Origin of the sequence: Virgibacillus ndiopensis, from assembly GCF_900187325.1 — a bacterium.
In the GTDB taxonomy this organism is placed as follows: Bacteria; Bacillota; Bacilli; order Bacillales; family Amphibacillaceae; genus Virgibacillus_E; species Virgibacillus_E ndiopensis.
Genome location: NZ_FZMZ01000005.1, coordinates 451,961 through 476,012, shown reverse-complemented (window position 1 = coordinate 476,012; position 24,052 = coordinate 451,961). Strand labels below are relative to the sequence as shown.

Annotated in this window: 18 protein-coding genes and 6 pseudogenes; 5 read left to right on the top strand and 19 right to left on the bottom strand. The window is 35.1% G+C overall.

Annotation, left to right across the window (positions count from 1 at the left end):
* Nucleotides 1-131 precede the first annotated feature (131 nt).
* The 9 genes and pseudogenes from CS937_RS09680 to CS937_RS09645 form a co-directional block, all read right to left on the bottom strand.
* Nucleotides 132-602 (bottom strand): YkgB family protein, encoded by a 471-nt coding sequence (locus tag CS937_RS09680; RefSeq protein WP_099158261.1) that lies wholly within the window; start codon nucleotides 600-602, stop codon nucleotides 132-134.
* A gap of 190 nt (nucleotides 603-792) precedes the next feature.
* Nucleotides 793-1,236, bottom strand: a complete 444-nt coding sequence (locus tag CS937_RS09675) for a carboxymuconolactone decarboxylase family protein (RefSeq protein WP_099158260.1) — start codon at nucleotides 1,234-1,236, stop codon at nucleotides 793-795.
* A gap of 530 nt (nucleotides 1,237-1,766) precedes the next feature.
* Nucleotides 1,767-2,168 carry a hypothetical protein gene (locus CS937_RS19700; protein WP_245835751.1) on the bottom strand — a complete coding sequence of 134 codons (402 nt, stop codon included), beginning with the start codon at nucleotides 2,166-2,168 and terminating at the stop codon, nucleotides 1,767-1,769.
* 42 nt (nucleotides 2,169-2,210) lie between these two features.
* Nucleotides 2,211-2,417: pseudogene (locus CS937_RS19900) on the bottom strand (thioredoxin domain-containing protein); the annotation flags it as partial.
* Nucleotides 2,418-2,432: 15 nt separating this feature from the next.
* On the bottom strand, nucleotides 2,433-2,546 hold the full coding sequence (locus tag CS937_RS19895) for a TlpA family protein disulfide reductase (protein WP_099158258.1): 114 nt from the start codon (nucleotides 2,544-2,546) through the stop codon (nucleotides 2,433-2,435).
* A gap of 1,016 nt (nucleotides 2,547-3,562) precedes the next feature.
* Nucleotides 3,563-3,796 (bottom strand): annotated as a pseudogene (locus CS937_RS09660) (peptide-methionine (R)-S-oxide reductase); the annotation flags it as partial.
* Between the two features lie 267 nt (nucleotides 3,797-4,063).
* Nucleotides 4,064-5,170 carry a GerAB/ArcD/ProY family transporter gene (locus CS937_RS09655; RefSeq protein WP_099158256.1) on the bottom strand — a complete coding sequence of 369 codons (1,107 nt, stop codon included), beginning with the start codon at nucleotides 5,168-5,170 and terminating at the stop codon, nucleotides 4,064-4,066.
* An 18-nt stretch (nucleotides 5,171-5,188) separates the two neighbouring features.
* Nucleotides 5,189-6,286 (bottom strand): Ger(x)C family spore germination protein, encoded by a 1,098-nt coding sequence (locus CS937_RS09650; protein WP_099158255.1) that lies wholly within the window; start codon nucleotides 6,284-6,286, stop codon nucleotides 5,189-5,191.
* Entirely contained in the window at nucleotides 6,279-7,808 is a 1,530-nt protein-coding gene (locus CS937_RS09645; protein ID WP_245835728.1) for a spore germination protein, read from the bottom strand. Before CS937_RS09645 ends, CS937_RS09650 begins: the two co-directional genes overlap by 8 nt.
* Before the next feature lie 301 nt (nucleotides 7,809-8,109).
* On the opposite strand from CS937_RS09645, the pseudogene CS937_RS19690 reads away from it, so the two are divergent.
* Nucleotides 8,110-8,260, top strand: a pseudogene (locus CS937_RS19690) (3-ketoacyl-ACP reductase); the annotation flags it as partial.
* 124 nt (nucleotides 8,261-8,384) lie between these two features.
* On the opposite strand, the gene msrA reads toward CS937_RS19690, so the two are convergent.
* The 6 genes and pseudogenes from msrA to CS937_RS09610 all read right to left on the bottom strand — a co-directional run bounded on the left by msrA (nucleotide 8,385) and on the right by CS937_RS09610 (nucleotide 14,573).
* A complete protein-coding gene (gene msrA / locus CS937_RS09635) occupies nucleotides 8,385-9,335 on the bottom strand; it encodes a peptide-methionine (S)-S-oxide reductase MsrA (RefSeq protein ID WP_099158253.1) in 951 nt (316 codons plus the stop codon).
* A gap of 300 nt (nucleotides 9,336-9,635) precedes the next feature.
* The gene (locus CS937_RS09630) at nucleotides 9,636-10,055 is read right to left on the bottom strand and encodes a VOC family protein (RefSeq protein WP_099158252.1); all 420 of its coding nucleotides are present in this window, start codon (nucleotides 10,053-10,055) and stop codon (nucleotides 9,636-9,638) included.
* Between the two features lie 448 nt (nucleotides 10,056-10,503).
* Nucleotides 10,504-11,139, bottom strand: coding sequence for a TetR/AcrR family transcriptional regulator (locus tag CS937_RS09625; protein ID WP_218012843.1), 636 nt, complete (start codon nucleotides 11,137-11,139; stop codon nucleotides 10,504-10,506).
* Between the two features lie 441 nt (nucleotides 11,140-11,580).
* Nucleotides 11,581-12,556 (bottom strand): annotated as a pseudogene (locus tag CS937_RS09620) (FecCD family ABC transporter permease).
* Nucleotides 12,553-13,272, bottom strand: a pseudogene (locus tag CS937_RS09615) (FecCD family ABC transporter permease); the annotation flags it as partial. The pseudogenes CS937_RS09615 and CS937_RS09620, both read right to left, overlap by 4 nt.
* A 671-nt stretch (nucleotides 13,273-13,943) precedes the next feature.
* Nucleotides 13,944-14,573 (bottom strand): TetR/AcrR family transcriptional regulator, encoded by a 630-nt coding sequence (locus CS937_RS09610; RefSeq protein WP_099158250.1) that lies wholly within the window; start codon nucleotides 14,571-14,573, stop codon nucleotides 13,944-13,946.
* A gap of 1,555 nt (nucleotides 14,574-16,128) precedes the next feature.
* Here CS937_RS09610 and CS937_RS09605 point away from each other — a divergent pair.
* The 4 genes from CS937_RS09605 to CS937_RS09585 all read left to right on the top strand — a co-directional run bounded on the left by CS937_RS09605 (nucleotide 16,129) and on the right by CS937_RS09585 (nucleotide 20,281).
* Nucleotides 16,129-16,635: a peroxiredoxin family protein gene (locus tag CS937_RS09605; protein ID WP_099158249.1), complete on the top strand. Its 507-nt coding sequence runs from the start codon at nucleotides 16,129-16,131 to the stop codon at nucleotides 16,633-16,635.
* Between the two features lie 103 nt (nucleotides 16,636-16,738).
* Complete coding sequence (locus tag CS937_RS09600) at nucleotides 16,739-17,641, top strand: NAD-dependent epimerase/dehydratase family protein (protein WP_099158248.1); 903 nt, start codon at nucleotides 16,739-16,741, stop codon at nucleotides 17,639-17,641.
* Nucleotides 17,642-18,035: 394 nt separating this feature from the next.
* Nucleotides 18,036-18,221 carry a hypothetical protein gene (locus CS937_RS09595; RefSeq protein ID WP_099158247.1) on the top strand — a complete coding sequence of 62 codons (186 nt, stop codon included), beginning with the start codon at nucleotides 18,036-18,038 and terminating at the stop codon, nucleotides 18,219-18,221.
* A 1,859-nt stretch (nucleotides 18,222-20,080) separates the two neighbouring features.
* Nucleotides 20,081-20,281, top strand: coding sequence for a hypothetical protein (locus CS937_RS09585; protein WP_099158245.1), 201 nt, complete (start codon nucleotides 20,081-20,083; stop codon nucleotides 20,279-20,281).
* Between the two features lie 667 nt (nucleotides 20,282-20,948).
* Here CS937_RS09585 and CS937_RS09575 read toward each other — a convergent pair.
* The 4 genes and pseudogenes from CS937_RS09575 to CS937_RS09555 form a co-directional block, all read right to left on the bottom strand.
* Nucleotides 20,949-21,530, bottom strand: coding sequence for a hypothetical protein (locus CS937_RS09575; RefSeq protein WP_099158243.1), 582 nt, complete (start codon nucleotides 21,528-21,530; stop codon nucleotides 20,949-20,951).
* A gap of 397 nt (nucleotides 21,531-21,927) precedes the next feature.
* Entirely contained in the window at nucleotides 21,928-22,443 is a 516-nt protein-coding gene (locus tag CS937_RS09570) for a hypothetical protein (protein ID WP_099158242.1), read from the bottom strand.
* 448 nt (nucleotides 22,444-22,891) lie between these two features.
* Nucleotides 22,892-23,028: pseudogene (locus tag CS937_RS09560) on the bottom strand (aminoglycoside phosphotransferase); the annotation flags it as partial.
* 150 nt (nucleotides 23,029-23,178) lie between these two features.
* Nucleotides 23,179-23,934 (bottom strand): GNAT family N-acetyltransferase, encoded by a 756-nt coding sequence (locus tag CS937_RS09555; protein ID WP_099158240.1) that lies wholly within the window; start codon nucleotides 23,932-23,934, stop codon nucleotides 23,179-23,181.
* Nucleotides 23,935-24,052 lie beyond the last annotated feature (118 nt).

Here is a 24,052-nt window from a genome sequence, read left to right as displayed (position 1 = left end):
ATTGATTTTTTTTTTAGAATACACGATGTACCTTTAATAAATTGAAACAAATCATAAACATTCGGAACCATCAAATGATCTGTTTATTTTCCTACATCCGGATAGCGCATCTCACGTGTTTCATGAAACGTTCAACGTCTAGCCGCCTTCAGTGACTCGCCCAAGGCAAACACTGAAGCGCCCAGAAAGACTAGATCCTTCAACAGAAATTGACCCGGCGCCACAGAAAGGGCGGGGAAACCGAGGCTCGGCTCAAAAACACCCGGTGTTGAGACCATGAAACTCAGTGTCGTCAGAAATAGAATGCAGGAAAGAAACGCTCCAACAGCTGACAGCTTTGCAGACACAAAGCGGCTGAGAATGAGTAGACCGACTAATAATTCTAATATGCCCAATAGAGAAGAAAACGTATGAATTGAAAAATAGTTATAAAGCCATCCAAGTACTGGGCTGTTGCTTACAAGTGGGGAAATCCCATTTGCTTCGTAGACCGTGAATTTCATCGCGCCAATCCAAATATAAACGATGGCCAGTGCAATAAACAAAAACTTTGTTCCGATGGTCTCAATTTTTTGACCGAAAGCTTCGAATAACTTAAACATGATTGTTTCCTCCTCCGCCAATAGCGATAGTTAAGTTTGGTATTTATCGAACGGCTAAAAAGTCTTTCTCCATTTTTCCCTTCGGACCAATGGATTTCCCGTTACTTCCATTAAAGCGACCGATTGCTGAAAGTAAAAATAATATTAAATGCATCCGAAACAAATACTAAAAGAGGTTCGCTGATAGTAATTATTTTTCAGTTGGTGTATGCCCCATTGCAATAGCAATCCTATTCCAAGTGTTAATTTGAGTAATTATTAGAACAAGGTCAACATACTGTTTTTCGTCATAGTGTTTACGTACTCGTTGGTAAAGCTGATCTGGAACACGTTTTGTAGGGATTAACGTTACGTGCTCGGTCAACTCTAAAGCTACTTTTTCTGCCTCTGTATAGAATTCACACTCTTCCCAAGCACTAATACAATATACTCTTTGTTCTGTTTCACCCATTTTCAGGGCAGCTGTATTGTGCATATACAAACAAAGTGCACAGCCATTAATTTGAGAAGCACGAAGTCTAATGAGTTCACGAAGTTTACGGTCTATATCTGTAGTTTGCGTATGCTTATCCATTTTTCCAATGATGTCAAGTGCGTCTGGGGCTACATTGTAATAATCAATTCGTTGTGCCAATTTTATTTCCTCCTTAAAAAGTTTATTCAAATCAGTTCAATAAATTATTGATTTGAATAGTTACTTGTACGATACCTAGATTCGAAATACTTATTCCCGTTTTGTATTAATTTAAGAATGAAAAATTACTACAGATTCATTGCAACAATAAATTAATACCTCTCCATGTCGACCATCGTCCAAGAATGATTTGATTCCATCGAGTATTTTTGACGGTTTTTCTGCGCTTACTCGGAGATTCTCAAACTCTCCATACAGGAAACACATTTACCAAGTGGATTCGACAATGTAAAATTCGGAGCTTATTGCCCTTCTTAAAACCAAATTCTATATCGATCTGCTATTGTTCCTTAAGATGTCCAAAAGTACATTGGTACATCCAAGGTACGTTGGTGAGAAACATTTCCTTCTCCTAAATGAATTCCCCTTTTATTAACTTCGTTTCACCTCATGATGTTTGTATTGTTCATTCCATTTTCATAAATCAATCTTAACAATATTTTTTTGGAGAATATCAATGTTTTTGGTAACTATTTATTTTCATTTTTAATAGTTGTACCTGGAAGTACACAACCTTCGGGACCACAAGCTAATCCATCTTTTAAAAGGGCTTCTTGTGCCTTTTCTTTTTTTAATTGTTCCTGTTGCCATTCAATATCAATAATGGGTGAAAATTTTTCTGGATGTCGTATATACCATCGTTGTTTTCGAATAAGAAAATTATCTGTATCAAGAAAGAGAGCCTCGTCTAGTTCTTTTAATGCTTCTTCTTTTTTTCCGTTATTCGCATATTCCATCCCTAACTTAAACTTCGTTTCAGAAAGTTGCTTTTCTATGTTATTAACATTATTGGAGGGATTATAGTATTCATCATCTAAAATAACTTTTTCTATTGTTCCGTGTATTAGTTTTTCAACTGCGTCCAAATGCATTGGATTTGAAACATGGAATCCTTGTTTAATTAAACGAATTGTACCGTTTTTATCGACGAAAATTCCATTCGGTACTATTTTAAATCCAAAATAATTCGCTAATGAATTGTCCGCATCAATTACTGAGGTGAATGCCTTATCTGCTGCATATGGTTTTACAACTTCTACACCTTGAATATCAACGGAAACAGATAGAATTTCAAAGTTTTGATGCTTATATCTATTATAAAAATCCTGCCAACCTGGCAGTTGATCCCTGCACCGTCACCAGGAAGCCCACATAAAAATTAATATGTTTTTTCCTTTAAAATCGTTGATTGACACAGTCTTCCCTTGTAAATCCTTAAATGAAAAATTCTTCATTTTAGTTAATATCATTATTTCCCTCCTAAAATTAGTCTTACTTACTCAAAAACGTTTACATTTTATAACAGTTTATTAATGAATTGAAATAAAGGGAGTAGCATCAAAATTTGAAGGATGGAATAATAAACCATTCACAACCGCTTTAACTCGTAAAGTTTGAAATTCCATGCGTACGCCCATTTTATGCTACATATTGTCGTAAAAACTTAAACCTAATCCGATTGAATTATATTGCTCTTTACCTAAAAAAATGTGTATCCACTAAGAAATATAATAAGCGATTGCTAGTTTAAATCATCGTTAGTTTTTAAACGCAAGCATTCTTTTAAATTTTGATAATCATTAATCTCATTCGCCGAGGCAGGACGGACTGTCGGAGATTGGGTGGCCAGTTGGTCACGTGCCTCGCCCACTGGATCCGTTGCTTTACTAGGTGTGCCCTAGGCTGATGGAATTAAATCGACACCACTTAGGTACATATTCGGATAACCTCGCTTTCGTATGCAGGTTGATGGCAACTTTACTCGAACCGTATGGCTCATGGTTTACACTCCGTAATCGATAGCCATCGCTGATAAATTAACAATTGTCCTTTTCTTTATTTGTTTTTGGAGTAGTTACTCCATTTTATAAAACAAATATTAACGGATATTTTTTGGATTGTCAATTATAAAACAGGATTTTTCCTAAGAAATGTTAAATCACTTGTATTTCATTAGCCACCATCAATATCTGCCTGTTTAATATTTTCTATAATAAATTTCCCCAGGGGAAAAGGTTTATATAACAGGACCCTTTTTAAGTACATTATATAGGGTTACAGGTTTACCTGCCGCACTTGATAGTGTGATAATTGGATCTGTTTGCCCTGAAGATAATCAGTAGGAGTAAGTTTCTCTAAATCCCCTGCAGCCTCCTAAATACGTCTTGTATTTCCTTAGGGCGATTCTTTACAAATTGACTTATTTTCGATTCTATTTGTTCACGTAATGTCATAAAGCTTGCCTCCATAAATTCACTTACTTTTCATCTACCGACGTGCTTCTTACTTCTATCCGTCTCATTCCATGGGACATATCTAGTTTTTCAAGTACCTCTTGATGCTTGATTGGCTTCGTGAAGCTCGGCCATCCACAGCCAGAATCAAATTTATCAAGAGAGCTAAATAATGGTTTGCCAAAGACAATCTCAACATAAATCCCTTCATCTTTATGACCCCAGAATTCATTTTGAAAGGATGGTTCCGCTTTCTCGCGTGACACGTTACTGAATAGGAATAAGCTTCTCGGTTTCTATGTCAAACAGTAAGATTATTTTCTTCTTCAAGTAGATTGAACCTTAATAAAATTTGTTTCCTTTAAAATGTTGAATACTGGGCATCTTGAATCCTTTCGTCAGACTTGTCAGTATCAACAAGTGCTTCAATAGTATGGGTTTGGAAGTATTGCTTTACGGTTGCATCTCCCATTAAGCCTTTTGGATCTAAAACCCCATCAATTTAAATAGTTGACTTGTTATCCAAAATAAACTCAATGTTTATATCTTTTCCTCTTAAATAAAATATTATAAATATTAAGCCATATAAATAAGACTGGAATATAACAAAATAAAAATATGGAGCCGGCTAGAGATACAACTCTATTCAACGTTTCAACTTCTATTTGACTTTTAAAATTAATAACTACTAAATAAATAATACTACTGGAAATCCATAATGAATATTTTGCTTTAAGATTTATTGTTTTTCTTAAAATCCGTGTTCCACTCCACAGGGCGACACAGCAGGGAGGCAAAATCACGAATAGCCATGTAAAAATATAGACGAATTCAAATCTTTCAATAAAGGGAAGATAGATGATTTTTGAAAAATTAAGAGTCGGCCATGTGATATGTTCTAACTGTCCCAGACTAAAAAAAACAAGTGAAGTGACAGTAAGGATAAAATATATAAATGTAGTATAGAATTGAGAAATATGCGCCCATTTTTTAGAATTTACGTTATCTTTAATGAAAGGGAAATAAATCAATAAAAAACCCACGCCCAGATACATATAGATTATATTTTTGCTTGAATTGAAATAGTCGTTCCAACTGTGGTTCAAATATGGTTTTAAATTATCCCATTGAGCATATGGAAACAGGTAATAAAGGGTAAATAATAAAAGACTGGGTATAACTACACCCCAAAAGCATATCCCTGTGACAACTCGGAATCCCCCGAAGACTATATATGTCGTTGCTAATAAAACAATTAATGATAGCTCCCAAATCTCAATATAAGGGAAAGCCCAAACGTGTAAAGTTTCTACGTAAGAACGAATGACAGATGAGGTAATTAAAATCATATAAACATAAAGAAAGATATTTAAGATACTTCCGAACCAATTCCCAAATAATTGTTGATGTAAGGAAAAAATATCTCCTTTGGTTGAACGTTTTAATAGAAAGTAGATCATCCATATAATTAGATGAAAACTGAATCCAACCAACAAAACTGAAACCCATGCATCTTGTTCTGCATTTTTTATTATTTCATTTTGAAAGCTCAACATTCCCACACCGGTTTGGGTTCCATGGATCAGAAAAAAAATAAAAAAAGGGGAAACCGTTAAACTTTCTTTTACCTGTTTATCCATTGCAAATCTCCTATATTTTTACTGTTTAATTCCTGATTTAGACAGTACGACATTAATATCGACATTGAATGTAATAGTTGGGTAGATTGTTTCGTAAAATTGTTCTTCATTCCATTCTTCACTATGAGCTCTTATGAAATCTCCAATCCCCAAAGGATCAACATTGTGTTCCTGGAACTTTAACAAAAGGTGTTTCAAATCTTCCTTGAACTTTTTTTCTAATTGCCTATCTAATAATAAATTATTTTCCTTCTTCCTCATATCCAACCATTTTGGATAATCTCTAACTATTCCATTTAAGGTTATGTTGTACGATATCCTTGGCAACGTATTAGGGTTTGATACGGATTCAATAATTTTCCCAGAAAGAATGGTAAGTACAGCTACATCTTCAAATTGATCTTTATGTACGTTAACTGCCACTTGACCACCTATGGATTTATCTTGTAAAATTTTATAAAGAACCATCTCTTTTTCATTTAAAATTAGACCCAACTTTTCTCTTTTAAACACCGCATATTCATTTACCTCAACCTTCCCTTTTTGATTTAGCTTCAGATATGGAACAGCGACGTCTCTTCCTTTTCCATAATAATTAAATAAGAAAATATGAAGGTTCGAAATAGGTATGTTTTTCGAAATGAAATTTTGTTCAATTAGTTCCGGAAGATAGCCCCCTCCTTCTTCTTTTATTTTGTTAAGTATTTCTTTTGGTGGAATTTCTGAAACAGCTACAATTAGATTAGTTCCGACCAAAGGGTCTCTACAAATCGTTTTTAAAATGTCGGACATATCCTCTTTGGCTATATCTTCACTAACGATGAGTAGCATTAATTTCCCGATATTTATAGGTTTTTCCGATTGGCTGTTTATATCGTCGAGAACTAACTCTACGGTTGATGCCTCCCCTTGCAATGTGTGAACTTTCCCTTGCTTTTGTTCCGTATAGTCAGTATATAGAGCTGTTCCAATATACTTGTCATCCTCTTTGCTAAACCCAAGAATCGTCACAATTTGTAATTGATCGATGATATTTATGCGCTTACAACCGGACAATATAAGAAATGTAATAGTAAACATGAAACCAATCTTGATAATATTTCGTTGATTATTCATTATTAATATCCTCCCTGTCTCTCTTTGGTGTATACCTTCTCATCTTGAGTGGTCTTAAAAATTTACTTCGAGCCGTTGTATAATCGAATGATGACCGAATAAAACTGTCTCGAAAGTTCTTTCTTCTAAATGGAAATAGCGGCACTAAATACGGTGTACCAAAAGATTTTAACCTTAACAGATGTCCAAAAAGAAAAACCATTCCTATTGCAATCCCTAATCCTCCCCAAAGTGCTGCAGTTACTATAAAGGGAAAGCGTAGTACTCGAATGGCATTGGACATTGTATAGTTAGGCGTTGTAAAGGACGCCAACGCCGATAAAGCAACAATGATAAGCAATATATTACTGGTAAGAGCAGCCTCTACGGTTGCCTGTCCGATAACTATCCCACCTACAATACCTAAAGTTTGTCCAACTTTTGTTGGTAAACGTGCACCGGCTTCTCGTAATAATTCAATCGTCAGTTCCATAAAAATAACTTCCAATACTGGTGGAAACGGGACATTGGCTCGAGAGTTAATAAGTGGCCCAAGTAAAACTTCTGGTATAACTTCATAATGAAACGTTAGTATGGCTACATACAATGGAGTGGCGAAAATCGAAAAAATAACACTAAAGTAACGAATAACCCGAAAGAAAGACCCAACTATCCAGGGAAAATAATAATCTTCAGGAGTAATGAAAAAATTCATCAATGTGGCTGGTCCAGTAATTACGTAAGGTGATCCATTAGATAAGACGGCAATCTGTCCTTGCACTAGAGAAAATACCGCTTTATCAATTCGTTCAGTCGATATGAAAGTCGGAAAGATCGTATTTGAATTATCGGAAAGGATTTGGTCAATATGTGAGTTATCAAACACAACATCAAGATCTATATCCTTTAATCTTTGTCGAACGGTTTGAATGTTTTGAGGGTTAGTTATTCCGTCCAAATATGCGATGGCCACCTTTGTTTTTGACATAGATCCAATAATAACCTCTTCAATAACTAAATCAGAAATGGAAATTTTGTTTCTTAATAAATGAATGTTGACATCCATGTTTTCAATAAAGCCGACCTTTGGACCGACAACAGTAAATTCATTTTCCGTGTCATTGTTTTTTCGGATACCAAGACCATTGTTTTCAATGTTTACTGCAAGAAATTGTGTATATAATTCGTTTAGTTGAATCATTGCATAGCCCTGCATAAGCTTATTTTGTACATCAGAGCCATCTTTTACGATATGTAAGTCATCAAAAGGTATATAATTTTTTATATCATCAAGATTGGTGGTTTTCCCTATGTGCTTTTGAATTGACGGCAGAAGAAGCCGATTTACCTTTTCAACATCGACCATAGACTTATAATAACTAATTAATAGACGGTCAGAATCATCAAAAGGAGAATATTGGTGAAAATCACTGGATTTTTTAGCTTGCTCAAAAACTATCTTAATTGGCTTAGATTTATTTGTTAATTTCTTTTTATTATGTTTATTAAAAAAGAGAACCATATTTTTCACCTTAAGTTTCATCGTTATTTGCTCTGAGTTATTCTGTACTATACTGGTATATTTTATTCTTTTAATAATGATTAATTCTCGCCACAAAAGCAATTGACGATAGAAAATCAGATTGTACAGTTAATAACAATACGACCAGATCGAAAATACTCTGGAGATCCTATTCAAAGGATACCCTGATAAGAAACGGGTTGTGACAGTATAGAAGTATCTTCTATTGTGACTAGATCACGTATTAAAAGTTTCGCAATTAAACTACTGTCATTTGTATTGTTAAAGTGTAGTTGATACAATGTAGTGGTCTGGTGATTAAGAAAAGATGTATCAACTTGTGGGGCAACTTACTACTTAGGAGAATTTCGACACCAGATGAAATTGCAAAGGCTGTTCTTTTTCAATTGACTCAAAAATCTTTCACAGGCCAAGTTTTTACAATTGATAATGGCCAACACTTTGAAGTTTAAATTTCCTCATAATATTAAACACCCTCCTAAGGGTATACCAAATAAGAGGGTGCTTAGAATGTTTTACAATCAACTATATTTTCACAAGTGATGTTAGCTTGACCAAGATATCCTTCTAGAATTTTCAAGTGAATAGATGTGTGTATTCCCCATAGCCCTCTTCCTCTAATTTATCTTTTGGAATAAACTTTAAAGCAGCGGAATTTATACAATACCTTAATCCACCATGTTCTTTGGGACCATCTTCGAAAACATGTCCTAAATGAGAGTCTGATTTAGTACTTCTAACCTCTGTACGTCTCATTCCGTAAGATGTGTCAACTTTTTCTTTGATTTCACTTACCTTAATAGGTCTGGTAAAGCTTGGCCAACCACAACCTGAATCATACTTATCTAAAGAACTATACAATGGTTCACCAGAAATTAGATCTACATAAATTCCATCTTCTTTATTATCCCAAAATTCATTATTAAAAGCAGGCTCTGTGGCGTTTTTTTGAGTAACGTTATATTGAAGAGGGGTTAATTTATTGATCACTTCCCCATATCCGTCCCTCCAATTTTCTCTAATAAATGAATTTCTGCCAGACCCCTCTTTGTAAAGGTTGTAATGAAAAGGGTTTTTCTTGTGATATTTTTGGTGTTTCTCTTCAGCTGGATAAAATACTGTAGCAGGTTTTATTTCAGTAACGATTGGTTTCTTAAACTTATTACTGTTTTCTAATTCCTTTTTGGACATTTCTGCCAGTGCTTTTTGACTTTCAGTGTGATAGAATATGGCTGTTTTATAAGAGCTTCCTCTGTCGTTAAACTGTCCATCCGGATCAGTTGGATCTATTTGTTGCCAGTACAATTGCAATAATTTTTGATATGGAAATTTTTCTGGATCGTATGTTATCTGTACTGCCTCATAATGTCCGGTTTGATTTGAACATACTTCTTCGTATGTTGGGTTCTCTTTATGACCTCCCGTATATCCCGATATAACATCTATTATGCCCGGTAACTCTTCGAAAGGTGAAACCATGCACCAAAAACATCCACCAGCAAATGTAGCCTTTTCAGTATTATTCATTATTAATTACCCCCTACAAGTTGTATATTTTCAACATAATTAAATTTGTATGATATTTTTTTGTAATATGTTATTTAAGTTTTCCACCATTATGTTTATCTGACATCCTAAAACTGGAGGAAAGCTCTGATGAAGGTTATTAATTTCTTTCGATATTAATTTTTCCCTCTCCATATAACTATTATTCCATACAATTTTTAACTGTTATTTAGTCCACAAAACCATTTCCTATTTATATAAATAGCAACTCACCTACAAATAACGGGCTCTTTTTTAATTTGATGGTATTTTCAAGTAACATTAGTTTTGATCCGGATAATCACAATACTCAATAATCGTACCATCCGTGTCAGCTGGATTTAAGTATATTAATCTTCTCCCGTGATTGTTTATCCTTAAAGTATCCTCCAATGTTCGAACACCTTTATTTTCTAGTTCTTTTAACGCTTCATCGAGATCATTGACATTGTATGCAATATGATGGACACCTTTTCCTTTCTGATTAATAAATCGTGCAATCGGGGAGGTGGTATTGTTTGTTGGAGCAAGCAATTCAATTCGATTTCCGCCTACTTCCATAATTGCGATTTCACTTTCTACCCCTTTTGCCTCGCTTCTGTATCGATCTAAAAGTGTACCTTTCAATACGTTTTCATAAAATAATATACTTACATCTAAACGACGTACTGCAATTCCAATATGATCAAGTTTATAATCCATGCGAACCTCCTTAAGCTCAGTATAAAACATTTTAAATGGGGACAAACCCCCAATTGAAGGGCCTAATTATATTTTTTCTGTGATGCTCTTCTTCCTTTAACTAAAATAATCTTTCTAGGTTGGAACTTATTCTTATTCCTTTAAAGATTCTTTAAATAAAGTAATTATCGCATCAAAGTTTGGACAAAAGTAAGTGTCGGATAGTAGAAATATTATCGGGATGTAGTTGATAAGGTATTTCCATACAGATGTTGCGTTTGTTTAACTTATGTTTAAAAATATTCGAAATTAATCATCGAAAGCTTTCTAATAAATGAATGTATTAAATTCTTGATTAAGTCCCTTCAGCTATACAGAATTTGAATAAATCAATTATGGAAATGCATAAAGTAATTAATAAAGTAAATTTAATAGTGACCTACCCCTTATAAACTTGATGCGAATACTTTTATATTTTTTTGAATGAGTTTATGTGTTCAATCATCGTATCTAATGCAATGATAATTGGTTTTGGATCTCGCCGTACTTGAGTTAGCAAAAGGCCTCCTTGAAGTGCCGCAAGTAGTGCAAGTGCTAGTTTATCAGGATCAGCATTTGAATTTAATTCACCTCGATTAAGCATGTAACGTAAACCTTTACGTATACTGTCTTCCCACTCAAAAAAACTAGACATAATTTCCTGATGTGCTTCTGTATTTGTTTCAACTAATTCACTTGCAAGTGATCCTAAAGGACATCCTCCTTCGCAATTTCGTTTTATTTGAATATCTACAATAAAATCCCTCCACGCATATAGAGCTTCGAATGAGTCAAGATCACTAAGGTACCGTCTATGGTTTTCAATTACTTTTGAAGTTTGGTATGAAATAACCTCCAGTATCAATTCTTTTTTTTCTTTAAAATAATGATACATCTGTGATGAACTTATTTTTGCTTTATGTTGAACGTCTTCAATTGTAGTTCTAGCTACGCCCTGTTCATACATCAATTCTGCGGCAGCTACAATAATTCGAGAGCGGGTTTCTTGCCCCTTTTTTGTAAGTTTTGGTTTTTTAGTTATATTTAATGGATTATTCATATCCATATTATAACTTAAAAACTTTTGACATTGGTACTATATAAATGGGTTTGTTGAAATGGAAATTTTATTTAATGACCTTGTAAATGTATGACTGTTACATGTAATTAAATTCAAAAAAATTGAGATTGCCTAGAATATAAACTATTATTACGTTCGAATTTCGGAGTATACATTCCAAAAAAAACGATATTTTTTTACACGTCATTAGAGAAGATAAATCTGGTTTAGAGATAACCATTAAAGTTATTATTGAGATTGGACTCATAATGAAAGCACACGAAGTACCTCCTCCTAATAACACTGGAAGAGACTGGCCATTACACGGTTATGAAACAATTTTTTGAGAACAAAGAACGGATGCTTAACCACTTATTTGAATTGGATGGAGAAAAGGATGGATTAGATAAATGAAGGCTTGGAAATGTCTCCAAGCCTTTTGTGCAGTTACTTCGCTTTCAATTTCCGAAGTAAAAATAAGAAATACGGTGCGCCAAGAACAGCTGTAAATATCCCAGCTGATATTTCTGCAGGTGGTGCTAGTCCCATCCGCAAGCAATAGCAATAGCATTCCCATTACAGCAGCGGTCGGTAATAACAATTGATGTCTATTTCCAACGAGCTGTCTTGCAATATGTGGAGCGATCAAACCAAGGAATCCTAAAGAACCGACAACTGCTACAGATGCTCCAGCAAGTGCGACCGCCACTGCTAGCAAAATACCGCGAGTACGCTCCGCTGGCTCACCAAGCCCTTCAGCAACATCATCACCTAAATTTAGAATATCCAATCTGTTTGCTAACAAAATGCTCACTGGAACTAATAGGAGAATCCATGGGGCCAGTAATAAAACATCATTCCAGCTCTTGCCCCAAATGCTACCAGTAAGCCAAACAAGTGCAGCGTTGATCTCTATTGGAAATTTAACCATTAAAAATTGGATTCCAGCGTGACAGATTGCCCCTAAGGCAATGCCGACTAATGCTAATGTCGATGGATTAACACCTTTTTTATATGCAAAAAGATACAAAATAACCGTTATGATCGCTGCCCCTGCTAATGCAGCAATTGGCAACATGACAACGGGAGCTTGTGGGAAAAGCAAGACAACTATCGCTGCCGCAAGCCCTGCCCCTTTCGTAATTCCAATTACGTCAGGTGAAGCTAATGGATTACGAATAATCCCTTGTAAAATAGCACCAGAAACACCTAAGCCAGCACCAACGAGGAGTGCCATAACAAATCGCGGCAAACGATAAGTCATAATAATAAACCCAATCCCACCATCATCTTTTCCGAGCATTGATTGCATCACATCAATAGGGCTAATAAACACCGCTCCAACACCAACTGCTACTATTGCGATAACTAGAGTGAGTAACATAAGCAGTACCAATTTAATTTTCGGAGATAGCCGTCTCATGACTTTTTACCCCCTTTTCGTGCTAAATATAAGAAATAGGGTGCGCCAATTAATGCGGTCACAATCCCGACTGGCGATTCAGACGGAAATGCTATAAATCTTGATAACACATCAGCACTAACTAAAAGTAAAGCCCCAAGTAAGCCAGAAAACGGGATGATAACGCGATAGTCGATCCCAACTAATTTTCGGGCGATGTGTGGAATGATTAATCCAACAAATCCAATCGGACCAGCAACTGCTACCGATGCACCAGCAAGTACCACGACAAGCAAGCTGAATAACAAGCGGATGACGACAACGTTTTGCCCAAGCCCTTTTGCCATGTCATCTCCAAGTCCAAGAATCGTCAGCTGTCGTGCAAACAATATTGCAATTACAATCCCAGTGATTGCCCATGGCCATATAACCTGTACATCACCCCAACTTGCACCGTCAACCGCGCCGGCGAGCCAGTATAATACACTTTCTGTTGAGTCCTCATGAAACAGTATTAGACCTTCGATAATGGCAGACAAAAATAAATGGACTGTAATCCCAGCGAGTGCTAGTTTTACCGGCGATGTTCCCCCACCAGTAGAAGCCATATAATATACGATCGATCCACCTAAAACAGCACCTAAAAAAGCAAAGTATACGAAAGCGCTCGATGAAATGCTTGGTAGAAGGATGGTCCCCACTACAACCACTAATGAAGCCCCAGCGTTAACACCAAAGCTATCAAAACGACCGGCCTTCTGCTGGGAGATAATGAGTATCGTTGAACAATTGCCAGTCTAAGTGTCTGCCCTTAAAGAGACATTTGGTGATAAAAAAAATTACCCCAAACGTTACTAAACTGAGTTAGATCAAATGAAACACAAGTAGGAATACAACAAATAATCCATTCTATCAGGGAGAAAGAAGAGTCGATTAGATCAGAGATGGATGAGATTTATAGATATGATTAAGATCTGCAATTCCACTACCAATTATGATTTGTTTAGGAGTATAGTGAACGCTCTCGCATTAAATAAGTAATTTGCTAGTGTTGCGCGAAGTTTGGATTCTTTCTGAAGATCACCAAATTTTCCAATATCCATTGAAAAATTTTCGAGGCTTCTTTCAACATCTTGTTTCAGGTCGAATATGGAAACAATGTGGTCAACAGTAGAAGGATCAAAATCACTTTCATTCTATTTTAAATACCTTAAAACAATCTTTAACTTTTCTTCAGCTTTAATTTGTCCATAAAAAATACCCCGTAGATGTTGTTTAGTGTCAACATTTACGGGGCAGAACAGTTGCGAATTAGAGTGCTTTTTCCATGATATTTTCTGCTTTGCCCTTATAATAAATTAGAATGCTATCTTGCGCAAATGGAAAAAGTGTTATCATTCTGCAAATATCAAATGATGAATGAGCTGATATGTGTTAGCATACTGTCCAATCCTACTTCAAGGGGTAGTGTTTCTTTTCGAACCTGCGTAAGAAGAAGTCCTCCTTGAAGTGTGGTCAGCAACGCAAGAGCGAGTTCGTCCGGATTAGCATTGGTGCTCAGTTCGCCACGCTCCTGCATCGTGCGTAGCCCTTTTCGAATAAAGTTCTCCCACTGCATAAATCCGACTTCGAGCTCGGAACGCGCATCTGTATCTATGTCTGACAACTCACTGGCAAGCGAGCCGATTGGACACCCACCCCGACATTGCCTCTCATTTTGAAGTTGAACAATTGCATCACGCCAAGTTTTTAGGGCTTCTATACTGTCAAGTTGGATTACCAAAGACTCTTGGGTGCTTAGCACTTTCTCAGTCTGATAAATAATTACGGCTTTAACCAGCTCTCGCTTCTCCTTGAAATAATGGTATAGCTGGGACGAGCTGACTTGAGCCTTTTTTTGCACATCCCCTACGCTTGTACCTGAAACGCCTTTCTCAAACATCAATTCGGCAGCAGCAGATACGATTTGAGAGCGAGTCTCTTCACCCTTTTTCGTCAGTCGATGTTTTGATTTTCTAAGTTCATTTAATTTTTCCATATAATAAGTATAACAAAAAAATAGGTTTTACATCCAAAAATAATTTTATTGAATGGTATTGGAAAAAATGAATTGGATACTCTTAAAAAGGGGATAGCAGGAAATTATTAATCGGTTCTTTAAGTGATTTTAAGATGAAAATTCCTAACAGGGGATCATGTAATCAACGCACGGACTTCTTTTTAAATTAATTTGTGTGTGAGGTAATTTTGGGTGAGTCTCAATGGTGAAAGTCCCAAACTACGAGAACAGAAGTATAAGTAAACGTAAAGCGAGAGAATCTAAATGACGTGGGATTTATAGAAAGTAAGGGCAAACTCTGATTATGAGGAACACTAACTTCATATAAGATTAGGTATTATTGGATTTCGCTAGCCAAAATAAAATCCTATCTGTCGAAGGTGATACAATTAATTGAAGATCTCAAGAGTAGTAAAGAAGAAAATATATACCCATAAATATAGATACTGCCCCAAAAGCTCGTTAAATAATGCCTCTTTTGGGTCAGTTTTTTATTTCCACTTTATTTTTGGTTTTTTTGTAATTTTAATAACTGGAACTGATATTCCACTTTACAGGTTCAACGTCATTTCCTTTGTCTATACTTTTATCCCTTTCTTCAGTAGATAAAAGTTCTTGTGGGCCACATTGTAAATCGTGGAGTCAGACTACAGATATCCGAAATTCAGGAAGGAAGGTAGAGTTTGTGCAGAAGTATCTAAGTGATACGAGTAGCGCATGAACTTGGTGAACCGGGAGTTGAACACTTGGCCACGATAGATTATCTTCTTCATAAAATGGAGTTGACACTCCAAAAAAACATTGTTATGATCGGTCTATTAAAATGGAGTTAACACTCCAAAAAACATAAAAAAGGTGAAACGATGTTATGAAAAGAGTAATTGATTTAAGAGTGGTTAAACGTTTGCCACCAACGTACCTAAGGATGTGCAATTGCAAATTTTGGGACATATTGAGGGAGGGGAAAAAGCTCCAAATTTTACATTAACGAAGCCACTTTGTCAAAAAGTGTCTCTGTATGAAGAGCTTGAGAATGGTCCGGTTGTCTTGACCTTCTATCGAGGTAGTTGATGTCCATTCTGCAATTGAAAGCACCGGACTTGTCAACAATCTTTACCACTGTTTCAGAGGCTCAGAGGCTTGGTGCTCAATTGATTGCTACCACACTCCCCAAAGTCCTGATAATTCTGTGTTCCAATAGGAGAGGGAGGAAATAACCTTCTAGGTACTGAGCGATTCGAATGGTAGCGTTGTCGGAAACTACAAAATTCTGTTTGAACTGCCACTTATCTTCAGGATACCTTTAATAATAATCTAGGGTTTGCTCTCAAAGAGTTCAACAAAACAAATCGCTGGATCTGTCCGCAGGGCATATATATACCTTTGCTTAGGATCGAGTGGAACTGGAGGAAATCATTGATCAATTGAAGAAGCTTTGAAAAAATGCATTATAGGGATTCGCCCATAGTAGTTTAATTAATATCTTTATACTAAAAATAACTTAATTTCAAATATTACTTTAGGAGGTCTATTTGTGAATAGATTTAATCTAGGAGATAAAGTTCCTAACTTTGAACTCCTCTCTACGTCTGGTTACCAATATGATTTCGAGTCTTTTCGTAATGATAATAAAGGCTGGCACCTAGTCATCTATTTTAGAGGTTCTTGGTGTCCTGTATGTGTCGAAGATCTTAAAGAACTAGAAAAAAACAAAAGTTACTTTGAAGATAAAGAAGTGTATTTTACAGTAGTTTCTACAGACAACCTTGATAATTTGAACCAAATGGTTGAAAAACATAATTTTACATTCCCAGTTCTGTCTGATCAGGATTTAAACGTATTAAAAGCTTATGATGTCTTTTACCATAATGAAAATGATCCCTATGAGGACCACGGTTCTCACGGCGAACCTGCATACTTCCTAACAGATGAGGAGGGCAGTTTGCTTTATCAACAAAAGCAAACAAGCCCATTTGGCAGACCAACGACAACAGAGCTACGAAAAATTGTTCAACATATCAAAAAGAACCTTAAAGCTTAACATTTAGGATTTGCTTAAAAAGGGGCATGAATATGTCTATCAATGACTTACAAAAAGGCAGTATTCATTTTATCCAAATTTGAAAAATGAAAGAAGGGCTTTTATGAAAATTCTTGTTATGGGCGGTACAAGGTTTTTTGGTCGACGCTTAGTTGAGTTATTACTTCAAGATGGACATGATATAACCATTGCTACTCGTGGTCAAACTTCAGATGACTTTGGGGAAAAGGTAAAAAGAATTAAAATTGATCGTACGGATCAGGGTTCAATGAATCGTGCTTTTGAAAACCGGTACTTTGACGTGGTCTATGATCAAATTTGTTTTAATCCAAGAGAAGCCAAAATCGCTGTTGAAACATTTGGCAACCGTATAAAACGTTATGTCTTTACGTCAAGTATGGCAGTGTACGGTCATAAAGAAACTGAAATAGTGGAAAGCGATTTTATCCCGGAAAACTACAAAGTTAATCTGGATGCTGACGATTATGCCTATGATGAAGGAAAACGCCAGGCGGAGGCTTATTTTTTTCAGCATGGTGCATTTCCAGTGGTAGCTGTTCGTGTGGCGATGGTGGTATCGGGAAACGATGACTTTACAGGCCGATTTGATTTCTATGTTGGACATGTGGCAAATGGGAAATCCATTGGGGTTTTTGAGACAGAACACCCTATTACCTATGTGACAGCATGGGATATTGCGGACTTCCTCAGAATGATGGGTGTGAAGTCTGGTTATCAGGGTCCGATTAATGCTGGAAATAGCGGATACCTTAGTATCCAGGAACTTAGTCGTGAAATTGGAAAATTTTTAGGTGTTTCCCCCCGGTTTCATGTAGGTCAATCCAGTCATGACGATGCAAAATTGTCGCCCTATGCCATATTTCCCTATACTTGGAAACTATCGAATTCAAAAGCAAATTCGTTTGGATACGAATTTGTAGATATTCGAAAGGTGATCCCATTGATGGTTGAGCAAAGTGCCAAAAGGCTGGGGATCGAACAATAAGACTTGGTTTGAAGGAAGAGACGTATCCCTAATTTATAACTGGTCGATCTTTATCGAACTTATAACCAAGATATAATGAATTCACTATTTTTACTTTATTGGGACCCCCCTCTTCCGTTCCTGAAACTAAAACCAAAGGAGATTTGATTTCTATGACAAAATCTATTGTACCAGAGAATAGTTTTGGTCATGTAGATGATGATAGGGTACCAAATTTAATAAGCGATTTTGTTACGAATAACAAAAATTAATGTGATAACAGAGAACCAAATTGAACATGCTAGGCTTGTACGGCATCAGAGAATGATGATTTACAGAAAAGGAATAGGTGGGATGATATAGCAGTCCATCCAGGTTTCCGCAGAAGATTAATTCGCAGCATGGAGGAAAGCAGATGTGTAATAATATAGTACATTTTCCGAATAACGAGGAATTTCCTAAAGGATCTGATGAAATGTTGATTAAGGAAATCCATGGCTTGATCTCCCTATTTCAAAATCCAGATTTATCTAAAAAAACTAGAGAGGCAATATTTAGCGAAATAATTGATTTAACTACTCGATTAACAGATCAAATTTAGGTTCCTTCACAGATTTGACCGTCACCTTCACGGTCAAATCTGTGAAGGTCATTTTCTGGTCCTCCAGCAGCTTCAAAAAAGCTTTAGCTTCTTCCTGTGAGGAAAAGTCACAGCAATCACGATCCTTACCATTTGCATCGAAAAGCAGTTTTATAGTAACTTTTTTGGTTTTATTAGGCACGTACCTCTTTAAAACCGAGCCTATTATCACATTCAAGCGCTACAGATGTCAAAATTTGAATTACATTATCTTTATGAATTGGAATGGTCAGACGTTGTTACAGATATTAGAGAGCAGTATCCTTTACATCCTTTGGGAAAAACAATAGTAAAACATGATGAATTCTATTTGTTTTCCATGTCTTGACCCTCAGAAGCTACATCTAGAATTGTTAACCAAAATATGTAATTAACCCTTTCTCCCCTTCCTCTTCCTTCTATTATCCATTTAACAATTGTTTTTGAAGAAGTTGATTCGCTCTCTTTGCCATTAGCGAAGGCAGTGCTTCTTACTTTACGGTTATAACTTTGGTTTGCTTTATCTGTAATATAAGGAACTGAATCAATAATCTTTCATATAAATTGCGTTCCTTCCTATTTTGTAAGTTGGTCAATTTTGGGATTTTAGGTTTGGTCTTGTAAGTCGTTTCAAGCAAACCCAAATATCATTCTATTGCCTCTATTTAATATGATAATTGAAGTCTATTGTATTGAAATTATATAAAAGCCGCATTTTCCGATTTAATTAAATGGGTCGAGTGGCTATTAGACGCTTCGAACGATCAGATGTGTTAGTTTTGGTCGTATCTGAGGAAACTCAAGAACATTATTTGAATTGGACGGTATATTATATCCCATTTACCCTGGTGGATAGGTTTAACCATATATAGTCATGTAAACAAAGAAAATTCACCCAGTAATTGCGGGTGGATTAAATCCGGGCTCCTTAAATATTCTTCTTTATCAATTTCACTTTTTTTAGTGTTTGTTTACGTCCACCATCAACAAATTTATAACTAAGTAAATACCTAAGATCAATTGGCAAGAGCTTTAAACTTGAAAAAATATGCTGCCCAAAATTCAACATAAATAAGACCGATATCTCCTATATCGTGCCTATTTTTGAAGTATCACTGTGATGTTAACTACTTTAGGGTTGGAAAAGCACTTTAGATTGGAGTAATTAAATACTAATAAAAAAGGCTTCCTTACATCCATATTATCCATATGTTGAAAAGTATAAGCGATTTTATTTACTCTCCTTATAAAAGTAACAATTTTTTAATTTTCATCATATGCTACAATTGCTCCAAGAAATCTTGATTTTTGGATGCGCTTATATTTTTAAGTATAGGATTATCGAAAGTAATCTTCTATTAAACTACTATTAATTCGGTTTACCCCCCTATTTAATTTTTTTAATGTAAAAAGATTAAAACCAAATAATATGTATATACAATCCCAACATTCAGTGGGTTGTTGCTATATCATTGGAATTATTAGTTTAAATTTTCAATAGCGATATTTATATGATTTCACGAATAATATTTTTACAGATTTACCATTCTATAATAAATATTATATGTATGTCAGGAATGTGTACATTCATTAGGGTTCAAGTTCCGAATTGTGAAGGCACTAGTAGTGATTTAGTGATTACCCTAAGACAAGGGTGATTAGGATGGCCTAGAATCTGAATGAAGTCAGCGGCAAAAAATAAGATAGCAGGGTTCGAAGAAGGTTATGAATAATACTGTGGAAAGAATTTAAGAAACTAACCGGAGGTTAGCTACCTTCTTCTACTCGATTAGATTTATATATAATTATCAAAATATATTTGAATAAAGGACGTGTGAGCATTGAACGATGTAAATTTATTTTTCATAGACACACATGGATTTGTTCAATTAAGTGATAGCGAATTAGAACATTTTCTTACCGAATTATCAGTTGACACAGTTGAATGGGTTTCAGTGTACTATGAAGATTATAGTAACTATAGTCATACCATGTGGATTAATAAAGGTAAATTACAGTACTTTACTGTCAAAAAGTTATAATAATAATGCAAGTAATAAAAAGGAATTTGAATCCAAAATACTCAATTCCAGCAAAGATGAAATAACGGAAGCAGGAAAAGTCATATATAAACTTACCCTGCATATGACCGAATCATTTGAATCATAAATTTCACTCCTTAACATCGTTTCGAATATGGACTAAATATATCTTTAGTGTGTTCTACATATCTTCGACAGATTCTGATTGGTAGTTCATTACTAATTAAAAACCACTTCATCATTGGTGGAGTAACAATAGTTATAACCAGACATATAATGATATTGACAGCAAATATATCTTGAGGTAGCAAATGAGTTTCAAGACCTAATGTTGCAATTATCAATGTCACTTCTCCCCACGATCCTATTGCAGCCCCAATTCCCAATGATCTATTCCAATTATAATCCAAAAAATTTTGCCTCAAGTGATGCACCAATTAACTTTGTCATTATATCTATAAAGCTAAGAACGATAATTAAACCTAAATTTTCACCGAATACCCCAGCAAATTGGGCTGTTACCCAATAGAAGTGAAAATCACTGAAACAAAGATATATAACTTATCGTTTCAACCTTTAAAACTTCGTGATAGTAAAGTTCATCTCAAGGAATTTTAAGTCATGGAGGAAAATGGACAGATTAAATTAGCAAGCTTTTGACCTGAATTTATATATATAGGATCCTATAGCTTAATTTTATCTCCTCCCCTTCTTTTTTGCTAAATTCCATAACAAAATATGGCATACATTCATAACCAAATGGTGTATAGTGAGTAATTAGATTATTGCTAGCAAATTCTTTTGATATATCCAACAAATTATAAAAATGGTTAAGAATTAAAATAGGGATTATTTTATTTATTACCCATATTAATTGATGATTTCTGGCTGTTTTTGGGAAAGTAACTTTAATATCCTCAATCAAATCTTTCAAAGTTATATTATTTTGTTTTAATGTAAATTCCAGCATGGGCTCACTGTGTCTTTTATATTTTAAACCGTTTTCAGAATCTGAGTAGTGGTTTAACCCTTCAAGATTCTTTCTCCAGTTAACAAATGCATAAGCATATGGACACATTTCTTTATCTGGAGCTTTTCTCTTTAGTCGGGCCATACAAGTGATATGATTTTTTAATAATGTTTTCTTTAGGTGACGAGCAATGGATTTATAGATTTTAAATGAAAAGGTATAAAATTCCACTCGTTGAGCTTGACTTGCCCCCTTTCTATAGGAATTGACATGTACCATATGATGACCATTTTTTTCTGTCTATTGGTCCTGAATTTAAGACAGATATACATACAGGACAAAAAGTAAAAAAATCACGCATAAAATGAAGACGTAAATATCCCTGTTTTAATTCTTTACTATCCATCAATAGTTCTAGAATATCAATTAGAAATGCATTGTTTTCTTTTTTTAAAGGAAATTGTAACGACTTTTCTAATAAATGGTCGTCAAACCCTGACAAAGTATATAGATCACGATAAATTTTTTCCCCAAGATATCATATATATTGTTAGTGCTTAAACAATTGGCGTATTGAAACTTTTTTAATATGCTCCATGGCGACTCATATTCTGTTATCCATTCTTTGTTCCAAGTATAAGTGTAATATTGAGTTTGTCTATTTTGGAATAACATCTTATTCGCTTGATGATTGAATCACCTCTGCATTTACATAGCCAGACTTAATCATAGCCTCTCTCCACATGCTAGTAGTCGGCCATTCCACATTCTCTTCATTTGCTCCATATTTCTTTAACACGTAATTAATAATGGCAATCATATAATGCATTGGTATTTCTGCAGATCTTTTAATGCCAGCTTCTGACCTTACCAATTGGAAGGATTGCCATATTTCATCCGTTTCATTTTCTAAGCGATATCCTTGTTCATATCCAATCGGAAAGAAGTAGCGTGTATACGACCAACCACTGTTAACTGGGTATTCTGAAATCAGATCATAAGAGGTTAATAAATAGGCTAATTCCTCTTTTTCCCGCAATCCATAAAACTTGTTCTCTTGAATCATAAATCTACCGATAATTTGCTTATCTGTAGTCAGATAAATATTTCTTTTATGACTGAGTTCTTTTTGACCTACTAAAATGGTCGTTAGGGTAATTCCATAACTATCCAATTCGTAAAAGATATCCATTAACCACTCAAATTCTATTGATGTTAAACGTTGGGCATCATCAACAAATAATACTACCTGGTTTCTAACTGAACCATCTCCTTTTTCTAGAAAAAAATTAACAAGTCTTCTCTTTTTGCATTCGCCTTCCCCTTATCGAACAACTCGTGCCCCACATCTATGAGCAAGAATTCAAAAAAACGACTTTCATTTGGTGTTTTCATCTTTCGAGTTCTCACAACAAAAGTAATCCATTGATTTTCATATTTAATATCAAAAACTCTTTTGAGATATTTAATAGCATATGATTTTCCCAACCTAGGTGCACCATATATAATGGCACCAGGATTTCGAAAACTAATCCATTTAAGGATTGAGTCAGCAATTTCATTAATTGCAATAGTATCAATAAGATAATCACCTTGTTCTATTGGGTGTCCACCCACAGGTATATTCGGACTTACCGTGCTTTATTCTCCAAATACGTTAATAGTTTATGAATTTTAATATGCCTGGATTTAATTCTCGTCGTACAGTATCCCCCAAACGATAAACGTTAGAGACATTCCCGCCTGTTAGCATTTCCTCATTTTTATGGTTTGACATCTAAACTCCTCCCTTCTATGACTTTCTATAAAACGTAAAACAGATGCTGTTTGTTTTTACTAAATTGCTATATGAATAGAAATTGTCGATTCTACATTATTCAAGAAATGCCCTGCTTATTTGAATATCTAAAATCCACTAACGTAAAAATTATTCTTTTATATAATGATGCCTCATCCATACATTAGGTTCAATGTATACACCCTTATTAGCTGTCTTATCTATCTCTAATGGCACTAATCCCTCGTTTATGACATAGCTTCCTGAAGAGAGTAACTTCATGTCAGTCCACTTTTCCCACTCATTAACAGAGGCTGGAATTACCATAGATTTTTCTGCCACCTTAATTATAGAAGCACCGGTCATAAAATGTGTTCTAATCCAAGGGTCAAATGGGGTTCCATCGTCCCTTAGCCACTTGATGTATTCTTCCATTGGAATAAGTGGGTATTTAAATTTTAACGAAGGACGAACAGGAGCTACCATATTTCTTAAATTACTTTTTATAGCTATATCTTTCATTTCTTTAACCATTTTCTCACTTAGACCTTTACCTCTAAATTCTGGATGAATGACGATGGCTAAAGCTGACAGTGAATTAGGTTGTATATTATTTTCGTAATCTAATATTCCTTTCTCAAAGACTCCATCCCATCCTGTTGGCAAGTTATCTTCATTACTGTCCCAATCAAAAGGAATTGAGTTTCCACAAGCCACAGGTTTAGATTCCTCATTCAAGAGAATAAATTGAAATTCAGGAAACCAATGAAGTAACTTATCCCAATACTTTACTGCTATTGGATCCTCTCTCATATATTTTATCCATCCTATACTATGTAACTTATTTAATTCACTCTCTAAACCTGGACGTTCTTCTAATGTAACTACGGTGTATTTTTTAGCCATAAAAATAACCCCAATTTCTTATAATCTTATTAAACAGTCCTGTTCTTTAACATAATAAACATAAGTTAAAGCCCCAGATAAAGGAACTTTCCCCTATTCCAGAATTGCACCTGTCAAC